The sequence below is a fragment of the Rhizobium sp. 10PS4 genome, assembly GCF_032464805.1.
GTDB lineage: Bacteria > Pseudomonadota > Alphaproteobacteria > Rhizobiales > Rhizobiaceae > Rhizobium > Rhizobium laguerreae.
Window position 1 is genome coordinate 52,824 of record NZ_JAWDIW010000006.1, and the last position, 14,879, is coordinate 67,702.

At 62.4% G+C, this 14,879-nt stretch carries 11 protein-coding genes; 7 read left to right on the forward strand and 4 right to left on the reverse strand.

Going from position 1 to position 14,879, the window contains the following annotated elements:
• Positions 1-26: 26 nt before the first annotated feature.
• From RWJ89_RS12750 to RWJ89_RS12760, 3 genes are all read left to right on the forward strand, one after another.
• Positions 27-1,103 (forward strand): ABC transporter ATP-binding protein, encoded by a 1,077-nt coding sequence (locus RWJ89_RS12750; RefSeq protein WP_316030990.1) that lies wholly within the window; start codon positions 27-29, stop codon positions 1,101-1,103.
• A gap of 183 nt (positions 1,104-1,286) precedes the next feature.
• The gene (locus RWJ89_RS12755; RefSeq protein WP_131640113.1) at positions 1,287-2,162 is read left to right on the forward strand and encodes a phosphotransferase; all 876 of its coding nucleotides are present in this window, start codon (positions 1,287-1,289) and stop codon (positions 2,160-2,162) included.
• On the forward strand, positions 2,163-4,613 hold the full coding sequence (locus RWJ89_RS12760; protein WP_316030991.1) for a GcvT family protein: 2,451 nt from the start codon (positions 2,163-2,165) through the stop codon (positions 4,611-4,613).
• A gap of 361 nt (positions 4,614-4,974) precedes the next feature.
• Here the strand turns inward: RWJ89_RS12760 and RWJ89_RS12765 are convergent, their stop codons facing one another.
• Both RWJ89_RS12765 and uxaC read right to left on the reverse strand, forming a co-directional pair.
• Positions 4,975-6,432: a mannitol dehydrogenase family protein gene (locus tag RWJ89_RS12765; protein ID WP_168283258.1), complete on the reverse strand. Its 1,458-nt coding sequence runs from the start codon at positions 6,430-6,432 to the stop codon at positions 4,975-4,977.
• A complete protein-coding gene (gene uxaC, locus RWJ89_RS12770; RefSeq protein WP_222376957.1) occupies positions 6,429-7,844 on the reverse strand; it encodes a glucuronate isomerase in 1,416 nt (471 codons plus the stop codon). Before uxaC ends, RWJ89_RS12765 begins: the two co-directional genes overlap by 4 nt.
• 176 nt (positions 7,845-8,020) lie before the next feature.
• Between uxaC and RWJ89_RS12775 the strand changes: the two genes are divergently transcribed.
• Positions 8,021-8,230, forward strand: coding sequence for a SlyX family protein (locus RWJ89_RS12775; RefSeq protein WP_131665421.1), 210 nt, complete (start codon positions 8,021-8,023; stop codon positions 8,228-8,230).
• A 57-nt stretch (positions 8,231-8,287) separates the two neighbouring features.
• Here the strand turns inward: RWJ89_RS12775 and RWJ89_RS12780 are convergent, their stop codons facing one another.
• Together RWJ89_RS12780 and RWJ89_RS12785 are read right to left on the reverse strand one after the other, a co-directional pair.
• Positions 8,288-9,769, reverse strand: coding sequence for an NAD-dependent succinate-semialdehyde dehydrogenase (locus tag RWJ89_RS12780; RefSeq protein ID WP_316030992.1), 1,482 nt, complete (start codon positions 9,767-9,769; stop codon positions 8,288-8,290).
• A gap of 167 nt (positions 9,770-9,936) precedes the next feature.
• Complete coding sequence (locus RWJ89_RS12785; RefSeq protein ID WP_316030993.1) at positions 9,937-11,217, reverse strand: 4-aminobutyrate--2-oxoglutarate transaminase; 1,281 nt, start codon at positions 11,215-11,217, stop codon at positions 9,937-9,939.
• A gap of 168 nt (positions 11,218-11,385) precedes the next feature.
• On the opposite strand from RWJ89_RS12785, the gene RWJ89_RS12790 reads away from it, so the two are divergent.
• From RWJ89_RS12790 to RWJ89_RS12800, 3 genes are all read left to right on the forward strand, one after another.
• The gene (locus tag RWJ89_RS12790; RefSeq protein WP_131665418.1) at positions 11,386-12,195 is read left to right on the forward strand and encodes a MerR family transcriptional regulator; all 810 of its coding nucleotides are present in this window, start codon (positions 11,386-11,388) and stop codon (positions 12,193-12,195) included.
• Positions 12,196-12,379: 184 nt separating this feature from the next.
• Complete coding sequence (locus tag RWJ89_RS12795) at positions 12,380-13,006, forward strand: ribonuclease D (protein WP_020052310.1); 627 nt, start codon at positions 12,380-12,382, stop codon at positions 13,004-13,006.
• Positions 13,007-13,237: 231 nt separating this feature from the next.
• Positions 13,238-14,797, forward strand: a complete 1,560-nt coding sequence (locus tag RWJ89_RS12800) for a hypothetical protein (protein ID WP_316030994.1) — start codon at positions 13,238-13,240, stop codon at positions 14,795-14,797.
• The last annotated feature ends 82 nt before the right edge of the window (positions 14,798-14,879 follow it).

Below are 14,879 nucleotides of genomic sequence, written 5' to 3' on the forward strand. Positions count from 1 at the left end.
AAATAAAAAGAGAGGGTTTTGAGAAGATGGCAACCAGTGTCGTTCTTCAGAAGGTCGAGAAGCGCTACGGCGCGATGGATGTGATCCATGGCATCGACCTGACGATCGATCCCGGCGAATTCGTCGTTTTCGTCGGCCCCTCGGGCTGTGGAAAATCCACCCTTCTGCGCATGATCGCCGGTCTCGAGGAGATCTCAGGCGGCGGGCTGTTGCTCGACAACGAGCGCATGAACGAGGTGGCGCCTGCCAAGCGCGGCATCGCCATGGTCTTCCAGTCCTATGCGCTCTATCCCCATATGTCGGTCTATAAAAACCTCGCCTTCGGCCTGGAGACGGCGGGTTACAAGAAGGCCGATATCCAGCCGAAGGTGAAGCGCGCCGCCGAGATTCTGCAGATCGAGAAGCTCTTGGAGCGCAAGCCGAAGGCGCTCTCCGGCGGCCAGCGCCAGCGCGTCGCGATCGGCCGCGCCATCGTGCGCGAGCCGCGGATCTTCCTGTTCGACGAGCCGCTGTCGAACCTCGATGCCGAACTGCGCGTGCAGATGCGCGTCGAGATCTCCCGCCTGCACCGCAGCCTCGGCAATACGATGATCTATGTCACCCATGACCAGGTCGAAGCCATGACGATGGCGGACAAGATCGTGGTGTTGAATTCCGGCCGCATCGAGCAGGTCGGCGCCCCACTCGATCTCTACAACAACCCGGCCAACCGCTTCGTCGCCGGTTTCATCGGCAGCCCGAAGATGAATTTTTTGAAGGCCCGCATAGAGCAGGTTGGCGAGACCGAAACCAGCATCCATGTCTGCGGCAATTCCGTCCGCCTGCCGCGCCGGCTGAAGGGTGGCACGGGAGAGGAGGTCACCTTCGGCATCCGCCCCGAGCATCTTTCGCTGGCCGAAGGCGCAATCACGCTTTCGACCGTCAACGTCGATCTCGTTGAAAACCTCGGCGGCGCTACCATGCTCTACACCACGACGCCGGATAACCAGCTCCTGACCGTCGCACTCGACGGCCAGCAGAAGGTGGCCCCCGGCGCCAATGTGAAGGCTTCCTTCGATCCGGCCCGCTGCCACGTCTTCGACGCCGCCGGCAAGACGATCTAAGCGCGCGGCTGCTTGACAGCCGATCCTCCTCTGGCCCATCATTTCACGAGGGGCCGCTAGAACAGGATGATTTTAGGCCGGGTCGGCCTAAAATCTGAATCCTGTTCTACATTATATAGTTAGAGCATGATTTCGTCCGAAAACCGCTCACACTTTTCGGCATCATGCTCTGGGGGGTTGAGCATGACGCCTGAAGATAGGATTCATGCGCTTGGCATCTGGCAGGGGCCGATCGCAATCTCGCCGATAGCAGGCGGCATCACCAATAGGAACTATCTGGTCAGCGATGCCGTCGCACGCTGTGTGGTCAGGCTCGGCACCGATATTCCGATCCACCACATCAACAGGCAGAACGAGCTTGCCGCGAGCCGCGCCGCCCATGCGGCCGGCATATCGCCTGCCGTCATCCACCATTCGCCGGGCGTCCTGGTGCTCGAATATATCGAGGCGCGGGCGCTGTCGCCGGAGGATATCAGGACCCCGCACACGCTCGCCCGGGTCTTGCCGCTGGTGCGCGCTTGCCATCGCGACATCGCCCGGCATTTCCGCGGCCAGGCAATGATCTTCTGGGTCTTCCACGTCATCCGAGATTACGCCGCCAATCTGAAGGCGTCGGCGAGCAGCTATCTTCCTCTGCTGCCGGGGCTCGTCGGTAGGGCTGAGACGCTGGAAGAAGCGGCAGGGCCTTTCGAGATCGCCTTCGGCCACAACGACCTGCTGGCCGCCAACTTTCTCGATGACGGCAAGCGGCTCTGGCTGATCGACTGGGACTATGCCGGTTTCAACACGCCGCTTTTCGATCTCGGCGGATTGGCCTCCAACAACGAGCTCTCGCAAGCGGCCGAGCACACGATGCTGGAGACCTATTTCGACCGGCCGCTGACCGATGATCTCAACAGGCGCTATGCCGCGATGAAATGCGCCTCGCTGCTGCGCGAGACGCTCTGGAGCATGATTTCAGAAATCCATTCCAGCATCGATTTCGATTACGCCGGCTATACGGCCGAAAATCTCGCGCGCTTCGAGCGCGCCTATCAAGCCTTTGAACAGGACCGATAAATGACGAAGGAATTACCGAAGGCGGCGAAAGCCGTGGTCATCGGCGGCGGCATCATCGGCTGCTCGACAGCCTATCATCTCGGCAAGCTCGGCTGGACCGATACCGTGCTGCTGGAGCGCAAGAAGCTTACCTCAGGCACCACCTTCCATGCCGCCGGCCTCGTCGGCCAGCTGCGCACCAGCGCCAACATCACCCAGCTTCTCGGTTATTCCGTCGATCTCTACAAACGGCTGGAAGAGGAAACGGGCCTCGGCACTGGCTGGAAGATGAATGGCGGCCTGCGCCTTGCCTGCAACGAGGAACGCTGGACCGAGGTCAGGCGCCAGGCAACCACCGCGCAGTCCTTCGGCCTCGAAATGCAATTGCTGACGTCGCAGGAAGCCTTCGACCTCTGGCCGCTGATGACGGTCGACGATCTCGTCGGCGCCGCCTTCCTCCCGACCGACGGCCAGGCCAATCCCTCCGACATCACCCAGGCGCTGGCAAAGGGCGCCCGCATGTCGGGCGTTTCGATCTTTGAGGATACCGAAGTCCTCGACCTTGAAATCGACAAGGGGAAGATTCGTGCCGTCGTTACGGCGCAAGGTCGTATCGAATGCGAGCGCGTCGTCGTCTGTGCGGGCCAATGGACGCGTACCTTCGCCGCCCGCTTCGGCGTCAACGTGCCGCTGGTCTCCGTCGAGCACCAATACATCATCACCGAATCCTTCGGCGTGCCCTCCAACCTGCCGACGCTGCGCGATCCCGATCGCCTGACCTACTACAAGGAAGAGGTCGGCGGCATCGTCATGGGCGGCTACGAGCCGAATCCCATTCCCTGGGCGAAGGACGGCATTCCCGACGGTTTTCACTACACGCTGTTGGACAGCAATTTCGATCATTTCGAGCAGATCATGGAACAGGCGCTCGGCCGGGTCCCGGCGCTGGAAAATGTCGGCGTCAAGCAGCTGCTGAACGGCCCTGAAAGCTTCACGCCGGATGGCAACTTCATTCTCGGCGAGGCGCCGGAGCTGAAGAATTTCTTCGTCGGCGCCGGTTTCAACGCCTTCGGCATCGCCTCTGCCGGCGGCGCTGGCATGGCGCTTGCCGAATGGGTGACGAAGGGCGAGCCGCCCTATGATCTCTGGCCGGTCGATATCCGTCGTTTCGGCCGGCCGCATTTCGATACCGACTGGGTGCGGACACGCACGCTCGAAGCCTACGGCAAACATTACACCATGGCCTGGCCGTTCGAGGAACATTCGAGCGGCCGCCCCTGCCGCAAATCGCCGCTCTATGACCGGCTGAAGGCGCAGGGCGCTTGTTTCGGCGAAAAGCTCGGCTGGGAACGGCCGAACTGGTTTGCCGATCTCTTCGCCAACGAGGAGCCGAAGGATGTCTACAGCTACACCAGGCAGAACTGGTTCGACGCGGTCGGCCGCGAGCATAAGGCGGTGCGCGAAGCGGCGGTCATCTTCGACCAGACGTCCTTTGCCAAATTCGTGCTGAAGGGCAGGGATGCCGAGGCAGCCTTGTCCTGGATCGCCTCCAACGATGTCGCAAGGCCGGTGGGATCGCTTGTCTACACGCAGATGCTGAACGACAAGGGCGGCATAGAATGCGACGTGACGGTCGCCCGCATCGCCGAGAACGAATATTACATCGTCACCGGTACCGGCTTCGCCACCCATGACTTCGATTGGATCGCACGCAATATCCCGGCGGAGATGCATGCCGAGCTGGTCGACGTCACATCCGCCTATTCCGTGCTGTCGCTGATGGGACCGAATTCCCGCGCCGTGCTGGAAAAGGTGACGGGCAGCGACGTCTCGAATGCGGCCTTCCCCTTCGGCAAGGTCAGGACAATCGGCATTGCGGGCTGCCCCGTGCGGGCGCTGCGCATCACCTATGTCGGCGAGCTCGGCTACGAGCTGCATATTCCCATTGAATATGCGACCACGGTCTACGACGTGCTGATGGCATCAGGCGGCGAGCTCGGCCTCGTCAATGCCGGCTACCGCGCCATTGAGAGCTGCCGCCTGGAAAAAGGTTATCGCGCCTGGGGCTCGGATATCGGTCCCGACCATACGCCTGTCGAGGCCGGTCTCGGCTGGGCGGTGAAGATGCGGAAGAATATCCCGTTCCGGGGCCGTGAGGCGATCGAGCAGCAGCTTTCGGGAGGCGTTAAGAAGCGCCTCGCCTGCTTCGTTCCCGAGAATGCCGATGCCGTGCTGCTCGGCCGTGAAACGATCTATCGCGACGGCAAGCGCGTCGGCTGGCTGTCGAGCGGCGGCTTCGGTTATACGCTGGGCAAGCCGATTGGCTACGGCTACGTCCGCAACCCCGACGGCGTGACCGAGGATTTCGTCCTCTCCGGCACCTATGAGCTTGACGTCGCGCGGGAACGCATCCCCTGCAAGGTATCGCTGTCGCCGCTCTACGATCCCGATATGGCGCGGGTGAAGGCCTGACGACTCGAATTACCTCATTCTTTGCCTTCGAGCGAAGCTTTGAACAGAGATGACGAGGAGAGGGCACACCGTGTGAGCCCCCTCTGCCCTGCCGGGCATCTCCCCCACGGGTGGGGAGATCACAAGTGGCTAAACCTTCGTGCCCATCTACCGTTTCGCCCGCTGTGACACCAGTTGTTTGGGGAAGCCGTCGCGCCCAGCCAATCTCCCCACCTGTGGGGGAGATGCCCGGCAGGGCAGAGGGGGGCGACCACGGCACGCCCTCTCATTACAAGAACCCAGCCACCCCGCGTTGGCGTGACCTACTATATTTGCGGAAAACGACTCTCCTGGGCTGAAGAAGAGCCTGAGGCTCCAAGCCTCAGAACAGCGGCAGCCGGTCGTCCTGGATCAGGATCTCCAGCTTGTCAGCCACATCCTGCGTCCAGGCCCGGTGGCCTGTCAAAGCTGCCGGGAAGAGTCCCGGAAGGGTGAAGAGAGCCGCCGAGATCGCCAGGCCGGTGCGCGGGATATCGGCAATGAGAGCGGCAATTTCCGCAGCCCTGGGATCGCGCAGTTCGTAGCGCTCACCGTTGCCATGCTCGCCGATCGCATAGCGCATCCATGCTGCAACGGCGATCGCATAGGTCTCCGCCCTGTCGCCATGCGCCAGCGCCTCGCTTGCCGGCTCCAGCAGCCGCTGCGGCAGTTTCTGCGTGCCGTCCATGGCGATCTGATAGGTGCGATGTGCGATCGCCTTGTTTGCAAAGCGTGCTATCAATTCGCTGGCATAGGCATCGAGATCGATGCCCGGCACCGGATCGAGCGTACGCGCGGCCGCATGCATGTGGCGGTAGGCAAGTGCTGCCAGGGCTGCATCGTCCATCACGTCGCGAATGAATTCATAGCCGCCGATGTAACCGAGATAGGCGAGCAGCGAATGGGCGCCGTTCAGCATCCGCAGCTTCATTTTTTCGTAGGCCGAGACTTCCTCGACCATCAGCGCGCCGCGGACCTTTTCCCAGGCCGGCCGGCCATTGGCGAAATGATCTTCTATGACCCATTGCGTAAAAGGCTCTGTCTCGACCGCCGCCATGTCAGTGCGGCCGGTGAGCCGCTCGGCATCGGCATAGGTCGCTTCGGTGCTTGCCGGCGTGATGCGGTCGACCATCGTCGAAGGGAAGGGCACATTCGCTTCGATCCAGCGATGCAGGTCGGGATCGATACGGGAGGTGAATTCGAGCACGAGGCGTTTCAGAACGGCGCCGTTGCTCGGCAGGTTGTCGCAGCTGAGCGGCGTAAAGGGCGCGATCCCCTTCTGCCGGCGGCGCGCAAGGCCTTCGACGAGGTAACCGATAACGCCGCGCGGCGCATGCCGGCTGGCGAGATCGGCGACGATATCGGGGTGCTTCAGATCGAGGCCGCCGGTTGCCGGATCGAAACCATAGGCCTTTTCCGTCACCGTCATGCTGACGATGCGGATAGCGGGATCTTCGAGCCGCGCCAGCAGGCCGGCCGGATCGCGCGGCGCCACATGCGCCTTCAGGATCGAACCGATCACCTCAGCCGTCGTGCCCGAGCTGTCGCGGATCAGCGTCGTATAAAGCCCGTTCTGAGCGCTCAGGTGATCGGCGACATCGGCCGTTCGCAGGCTTGCCACCTCGATGCCCCAGTCTCCGCCCTCTGCGGCAAGTGCGGCATCGGTAAACGGCGCGAAATGCGCGCGGAAGAAGGCGCCCGGCCCAAGATGCAGGATGCCGCTTTTCAGCTGGTTGCGGTCATAGGCGGGAAGCTTCGCCGTCGAGGCGAGGCCTGAAAGGGTCTGCAGTCGTTCGGTCACAGCTTGTAGGCCTTCTTTGCATTGCCATAGGAGAGCTCGCCTGCGACGATCTCGGCTTCCCGCTTGGAAATCCGGTACTCGGCGGCGAGCTGTGCAAGGAAGCGGCAGACTTCGCGGCGCCAGACGTCATGTCGGGCCGGGATCGAAAGCAGCGCGCGCGTATCGTCGTTGAAACCCGCCATATTGGCAAAACCCGCCGTCTCGACGACTTGGTCGAGGTAACGGCGGATGCCGAGCGGGCTGTCGTGGAACCACCAGGGCGGGCCGATCATCAGGCAGGGCCAATGGCCAGCCATCGGCGCCAGCTCGCGTGCATAGGTCGTTTCGTCGAGCGTGAAGAGCAGCACGCGCAAACCCGGTTCGTGGCCATATTTTGATAGCAGCGCATTCAAGCCGCCGACCCAGTCCGTGCGTGTCGGGATATCGGCGCCCATATTGGGGCCTCGGGTCGAGAAAAGCCCACGGTCGGTATTGCGTCTGGAACCGGCATGGATCTGCATGACCATGCCGTCTTCGGCCGAAAGCCCGGCCATCTCGGTCATCATCTGGCCGCGGAAGAGCTCGGCTTCCTCAGGCGAAAGCGGACCCTTCAGCGCCTTGGCGAGCAGCGCTTGTTTTTCCGCAAGCGGCAGGTCTGATGTAAAGGCGGTGGGCACGCCGTGATCGGTCGCGGTGGCGCCGAACTGGCGGAAATAGGCGCGCCGGCGCCGATGCGCCTCGATCAGGCCGTCCCAGCGCGTGACCTCAGTGCCGGTGATCTCTCCGAACTTGATGAGATTGTCGCGGAAGCCGACGGCATCGGGATCGGTGACGCTGTCCGGCCTGTAGGTGGTGCGCACCTTGCCGATCCAGCCGTCGGCCGCCATCTTCTGGTGGTGTGCCAGAGGGTCGAGCGCCCCATCCGTCGTCGCAATCGTTTCGATGCCGAATCGCTGATGCAGCGCCCGCGGGCGGAATTCTGGAAGGGCAAGCCGGGCATTGATATGGTCGTAGAGCGCATCGGCATTGTCTGGTGTCAGCGGTTCGGTGCAGCCGAGCACGGCCGACATGGCGTGGTCGACCCAGAGGCTCGACGGTGTTCCCCGGAAGAGATGATAATGTGCGGCAAAGGTCCGCCAGATCGCCCGTCCCTCAGCCACCGGCTTGCCGTCGAGCCGCGGCACGCCGAGCTCGTCCAAGGTGACGCCGACGCTGTGCAGCATGCGGAAGAGATAGTGATCGGGAATGACCAGCAGCGAGGCCGCATCTTCGAAGGGTTTGTCGTCGGCGAACCAGGAAGGTTCGGTATGCCCGTGCGGGCTGACGATCGGAAGATTGCGCACCGTCTCGTAGAGGTCTCGCGCGATGGTCCGTGTTGCCGGATCAGCCGGAAAAAGCCGGTCCGGATGAAGAAAGCCGTTTCCTGCATCCATCAGTATTCCTCCCTGATGATTAGGGCCTACCCCACAACATCAGGCACGGCAAGGTCTTTTAGTAACCAAACGGTACAGTTTTGCGCGTGGCCGCGCCGGGCATGGAAAGCATTGACGAGGCGGCCTATTTCCGCTTTGGGAGAACCATCTGTGCCGGTTTCGGCAAAGGAGCATCGATGTCCGACGAGACGAACCGCATCACCCGGCTGGAAGAAATGCTGGCCCACCAGGCAAAGACGATCGAAGAGCTTTCCGATCAGCTCGCCGAGCAATGGAAGACCGTCGAGCAGATGCGCACCAAGCTCGACCGGCTAACAGAACGCTTCCTGTCGCTGGAGGAGCAGTCGTTGGACGCGCCAGCGGTCACCCGCCCGCCGCATTATTGACGACACGCGGCGCAATGCCGCGTGTCGTTGGGGTGTCTTGCGCCATGAGGCGGCGGATCAAACGCCGCCGATGCAGAGATATTTCATTTCCAGATAGTCGTCGGCGCCGTGCCGCGAGCCTTCGCGGCCGAGGCCGGATTGCTTGATGCCGCCGAAGGGCGCCGTTTCGGATGACATCAGGCCGGTATTGATGCCGATCATGCCGTATTCCAGCGCTTCCGCCACCCGCCAGACCTTCTTCAGGTCGCCAGCAAAGAAATAGGCGGCAAGACCGAATTCCGTATCATTGGCTTGGGCAATGACATCTTCGACCGTCTCGAAGCGAAAGAGCGGCGCCACCGGCCCGAAGGTCTCCTCGCGCGCCACCTTCATGCCGCGCGCAACGCCGGTCAGCACAGTCGGTGTGAAGAAGGTGCCGGCGCCGTCGATGCGCTTGCCGCCGGTCAGCACCTTGGCGCCCTTGGCAAGCGCGTCGCTGACATGGTCTTCCACCTTGACAAGGCCCTGTTCATCGATCAGCGGCCCGATCACGACACCCGGCTTGAAACCGTCGCCGACCGACATCTCGGCGACCTTGGCGGCAAGCTTGGCGGCAAAGGCGTCATAGACGTTCGACTGGATGTAGAGACGGTTGGCACAGACGCAGGTCTGGCCGGCATTGCGGTATTTGGAAGCGATTGCGCCTTCGACGGCGGCGTCGAGATCGGCATCGTCAAAGACGATGAAGGGCGCGTTGCCGCCGAGCTCCAGGCTCACCTTCTTGATCTGGTCGGCGCACTGCCGCATCAGGATGCGGCCGACCTCCGTCGAACCGGTGAAGCTGATCTTGCGCACCTTTTCATTGCCGCAGAGCTCGCGGCCGATCGCCGGGCCGTCGACCCCGACGATGACGTTGAAGACGCCGGCCGGAATGCCGGCCTGCTCAGCGAGCACGGCAAGCGCGATCGCCGTCAGCGGCGTCTGTTCGGCGGGCTTCGAAACCACGGTGCAGCCGACGGCAAGCGCCGGGGCGATCTTGCGGGTGATCATCGCTGCCGGGAAATTCCACGGCGTGATCGTTCCGACGACGCCGACCGGCTGCCGGATGACGATCATCCGTTTATCGTCGGAAGGCGCGGGGATCGTCTCGCCATAGATGCGTTTGGCCTCTTCCGCATACCATTCGATATAGGCCGCGGCATAAAGGATCTCGCCGCGTGCTTCCGGGAACGGCTTGCCCATTTCGGCGGTCAGGATTGCGGCGAGTTCGTCGGCATTGGCGACCATCAGGTCGAACCATTTGCGCAGGATCGCGCTTCGCTCCTTGGCCGGACGGGCCGCCCAACCCGGCTGGGCGGCATGAGCCGCATCGATCGCCTTCCGTGTCTCGGCCGCACCCATATCGGGCAGCGAGGCGAGCAATTCACCGGTTGCCGGGTTGAGCACGTCGAAAGTCCTCGTGGCATCGCCTGACGTCCAGGCGCCGTTGATATAGCCGGCGTCGCGCAGGAAGGGCGAGGAGAAGGGAACGTGCTTGGTTAGTGCGCTGGTGAAAGCCATGTCATATCCTCCTTGGGAGTGCGGCTGCCGGTTGCCGGCAGCCATTGAAATCCGGCTAGAGCAATTCCAGGAAAAGTGCGCAGCGGTTTTCCGTCCGGAATTGCGTAAAACAAAAAGTTAGAGCGGTTCTGCGCTTCCTTGAAAAGCTGAACCGCTCTAGGGTGCGCCTAACGGCCCGCGCTTGCTTCGAGCATCGAAGCTTCGAGAATATCGAGGGCTTCGCCGAGGATCTCGTCCTGGATGGTGATCGGTGCAAGAAAGCGGATGACGTTTCCATGGACGCCGCAGGTGAGCAGGATCAGGCCCTTGTCGAGCGCGATCAGCCGCACCCGGTTGGCGAATTCCGCGCTCGGCAGTCCCGTCGTCCGGTCGTTGAATTCGACGGCGTTCATGAAGCCCGGCCCGCGGATATCGACGATCTCGGGCACCGTTCCGCGCAATGATTCCAGCCGCTGCTTCAGCCGTCCGCCAAGCTGGTTGGCGCGGTTGCAGAGATCTTCGTCGGCAATGACGTCGAGCACGGCGTGGGCAGCGGCGATCCCGAGCGGATTGCCGCCATAGGTGCCGCCGAGCCCGCCCGGTCCCGGCGCATCCATGATCGCGGCGCGGCCGGTGACGGCGGCGAGCGGAAAGCCGCCGGCGAGGCTCTTTGCCATCGTCGTCAGGTCGGGCGCCACCTCGTGATGATCCATCGCGAACATCCGGCCGGTGCGGGCAAAACCGGTCTGCACCTCGTCGGCGATCAGCAGGATGCCGTGCTGGTCGCAGAGCTCGCGCAGCGCCTTCATGAAGGCGGCGGGTGCGGAGTAGAAGCCGCCTTCGCCCTGCACCGGCTCGATGATGATGGCCGCGACGCGCTGCGGATCGACATCGGCGGCGAACAGCTTCTTCAGTGCCGCCAGCGACTGATCGGCGGTAACGCCGTGCAGCTCGACCGGGAAGGGAATATGGAACACGTCGCCGGGCATGGCGCCGAAGCCAACTTTGTAGGGCACGACCTTGCCGGTCAACGCCATGCCCATGAAGGTGCGGCCATGGAAGCCGCCGCCAAAGGCGATGACGGCCGAGCGGCCGGTTGCGGCACGCGCGATCTTGACGGCGTTCTCGACCGCTTCGGCGCCTGTCGTGACGAAGATCGTCTTCTTCTCGAAATCGCCAGGCAGCAGCGCGTTCAGCCGTTCGGCAAGGTGCACGTAGCTTTCATAGGGCACCACCTGATGGCAGGTATGGGTGAAGCGTTCGAGCTGATCCTTGACCGCTGCGATGACCCGGGGATGGCGGTGGCCGGTATTGAGAACGGCGATGCCGGCGGCGAAATCGATGTAACGGCGGCCCTCCTTGTCCCAGATCTCCGCATTCTCTGCGCGATCGGCATAGATCTGAGTGGTCATGCCGACGCCGCGTGAAATAGCGGCATTCTTCCGGTCCGTAAGGCTTGTCGGGGTCATTGACGGCTCCTGCGCTGAGAGGGTTTGAAAACTATCTTGCATATCTTCTGCAAAATGCATACAAAACACCTACATTTTTTCTGCAAGAAAACAAGCGGCATTTTTTGCTTCAAACATCACGTTTTTTGATGAAAGCTCTGGGGCGATTGGAATCGGGGATATTGGCGGATGAACGATAATGGGCCTGTGCGCTACAAGGTGGCGGAAGCCGCGCGGCTGGCGGGCGTTTCGGCCTCGACGCTGCGCCTCTGGGAAAGCCAGGGCCTGGTGGTTCCCGGTCGTTCCGAAACCGGCCATCGGCAATACAGCGCCGACGATGTGGCGCGGCTGAAGCGCATCTCCTGGTATCGTGTCGAGCGCGGCCTCAATCCCGCGGCAATCCGCGAGGCGTTGGAGAGCGAGGAACCTTCCGCCAATGGCGCCGAGGCAAGCCAGGATACCGGCCTCGGCCGTAAGCTGCGCAGCCTGCGCCATGCGAGCGGCAAGACGCTCGATCAGGTGGCCGGCGACATCGGCGTCACCTCGTCGACGCTCTCGACACTGGAGCGCACCTCGCAGGGCGTCAGCTTCAAGACGCTGCACGATCTGGCAGAGTATTACGGCACCACCGTCTCGCGCCTCTCAGGTGAGGAAAGCGGGGAGGTGCCGGCGCTGGTGCGCGCCGGTGAATGTCGCGCCTGGCCGGAAACGACGCCGGGTGTCACCGTACAGCTCCTCGCCGAAGGCCGCCGGATGATGGATTGCCATCGTTTCGTGTTGGCGCCCGGTGCTGCCAGCGAGGGCGCCTATCGCCACGAGGGCGAGGAATTCATGCATGTTCTGTCCGGCCGGCTCGAACTGGTGCTCGACGGCGATCAGTTCTTCGATCTCGGCCCCGGCGATTCACTTTATTTCGAAAGCCGCCGCGATCATTCCTGGCGCAACCGCCACGATGGCGAAACCGTGCTTCTCTGGATCAACACGCCGCCGACATTCTGAACTGCAGCGCATCGGCCCGAAAATCGGAATCGATTTCCGGAAAGTGCGATGCGGAGATTAAAAAAGGTAGAGCGTCCTTTGTGCATCCAGAGGACACATGGCGCTCTACCGCAGCAAAGCGGTTTCGCACTCTGCGCCTTTGCGCTATAGCCCAAAGAGATGCATTCGTACGAAAGACAGTCTCATGGCGGCCACCATACGTTACCACGAAGGCGATATTTCCGCGGCCGATGCCGCTCGCTACACCGGCGCGATTGCGATCGACACCGAAACGCTCGGCCTGGTGCCGCGCCGTGACCGGCTCTGCGTCGTCCAGCTTTCCCCGGGTAACGGCACCGCCGATATCATCCGTATCGCCGCCGGTCAGAAAGAGGCGCCCAATCTCGTCGCCCTGCTTGAAGACCCCACCCATCAGAAGATCTTTCACTACGGCCGCTTCGATATTGCCGTGCTCTTCCACACCTTCGGCGTCACGACGACCCCGGTCTTCTGCACCAAGATCGCCTCGCGCCTGATCCGGACCTATACGGATCGCCACGGCCTCAAGGACAATCTCAAGGAGATGCTCGACGTCGATGTCTCCAAGGCGCAGCAATCCTCCGATTGGGCAGCCGAGACGCTGTCTCCGGCTCAGCTCGAATATGCCGCCTCCGACGTGCTTTATCTGCATGCGTTGCGCGACAAGCTGACGGAGCGGCTGATCCGCGACGGCCGTTACGATCATGCGACGGCCTGCTTCGAATTCCTGCCGACCCGCGCCAAGCTCGATCTGCTCGGCTGGGAAGAGGCGGATATCTTCGCCCATAGCTGAGCGAATTGCTTTCATTCTGCGTTTGCCAATAGCCATACGGCAGGCTTGCCGGCGGCCGTTAGCGATTCATTAACGCCTGTTCATTAATATTCCTGTTAATTTTTATGCATTTCGATGACGCCGGAACTGCGTCATGCGGACAGGAGGATCTGCTGGGATGCAAGGGGACCGGATGAGCGCGGTCCTTTTCTAGAGCCTGCTTTCATCGTCACTTTACGAAAGGAGCATGCCATGTTGACTCCCGTTCGTGCAGCGTCCAATGCAAGCTTTTCGTCCCAGGGTCAGACAGCGGCGATCGTCGTCAGCGGTCTCGGCCAATCGGTGATTGCCCCCGCGCCTGTCAACGCGGTCGAAGCCGCAGACCTCAATTCCGCCATTGCCGGCAAGCTCAATATTCTGCTCCTTGCGGCGCGCGAGCGCATGGTCGAAGCCCTTCTCGATGTCATCGATGCGGCAGGCCGCTCGATTTCGCTCGATCGTGGAGATGATGAGAGCAATCTTGCCTTCGCCTCCCGGCTTGCCGATGCGATCCGGCGGCTGCCGGCCGCGAGAATCGACGAGGTCGAGCGCCAGCTGACCGCGCAAGGCCACGGTCTGCCGCTGCGGACCATTGCCGAAGCTCTGAAAAACCCGACAGGCCCGGAAGCCGCCCGCATCGTCGCCTATCTGGAAATCGTCCGCTACAAGGATCGCGATCTCGCAGCCCGCGCCGTTATGCGCTCCTATCGCCAGAACGACGCTTCGCCGATGCGCGCCGAAGCCCGCCCCGAAATCCAGCTGCATGAGGACAACAGGCCGGCTGCCGCCACGCGCCAGCTGGCGGAAAAGGTGCCGGTATTGGTCGCTCCGCTGACCGAGGCTGCAGCGCTCGTGACTGCCGAAGAGCCGCTTATCGCCGAAACTGTCGAGGCCGCCGATCCGGAAACGCCACAGCCTGAAGAAGACCCGGCCCAGCCTGCCCCGGTGGCGGCGGCGGAAGTCGCCGCGGAAGAATCCCTGCCGCAGGAGATCGAAGCCCAGCAATTATTGTCAACGGATCTGGACAAAATCGAGGATACGCAGGAAGCGGTGGAGCAATCGGCCGTTCAGCCCCGCATAGTGTCCGACAAGGCCGATCCCGTCATTCCCAGGAACTGGGCAGGGATCGTCGCCTCCATGACCGAAGAAGCCTCGGAGATGATCGCCACCCTCATCCGCGAGCAGGACATCGAAACCGTGCTGGAGGATGTTCCCGTCGAGGCGGCGGTGGAAATCGATACGATCCTCGATGAGGCCGTCATCAGCGAGGCGACCGGGAGCTTGACTAAGCAGCCGGTGGAACTTGCCGCGCCGGACGTCCGCCAGACCGCAGCGCTCCGCCCGTCGCAGCCGGATATCCCGCCCTTGGTTGTCGAGACCCGCCAGCCGACGGAAGTCTCCGCCCAAGCGGAAATGATGCCGGTCCCGGAGACGATCGAATCCCCCTATGTGCCGCTGGCGGCAAGAATGCCGGAGGGACTTGCCTACACCCAGCTGCCCTATCAGTTCGCCAAGGATATCCTGTCGAACGAAAAGGCAGGCGAAGCCCACCACCAGCACCATCGCGACGGCGCCCCACAGGATCAGAATCAGGACGAGCAGCAGGCGCAGTCCGGCGGCGAGGATGCCGAGCCCGACGGCGAAGAGACCGACGTAGCACCCGCGCGGAGGACCCCGAGAATGATCGATGCCGAACCAGTGGCTCATCAGCCGGCAGGCGCGGCCGCCGATCCGGTCTATGCCCTCTATCAGCGAATGGTCGGCTGGGAATAAAGCAATTCAAGGAAAAGTGTGAAGCGGTTTTCCGTCCGGAATTGCGGAGAAACAAAAGGACAGAGCGGTTCTGCGCTCCATG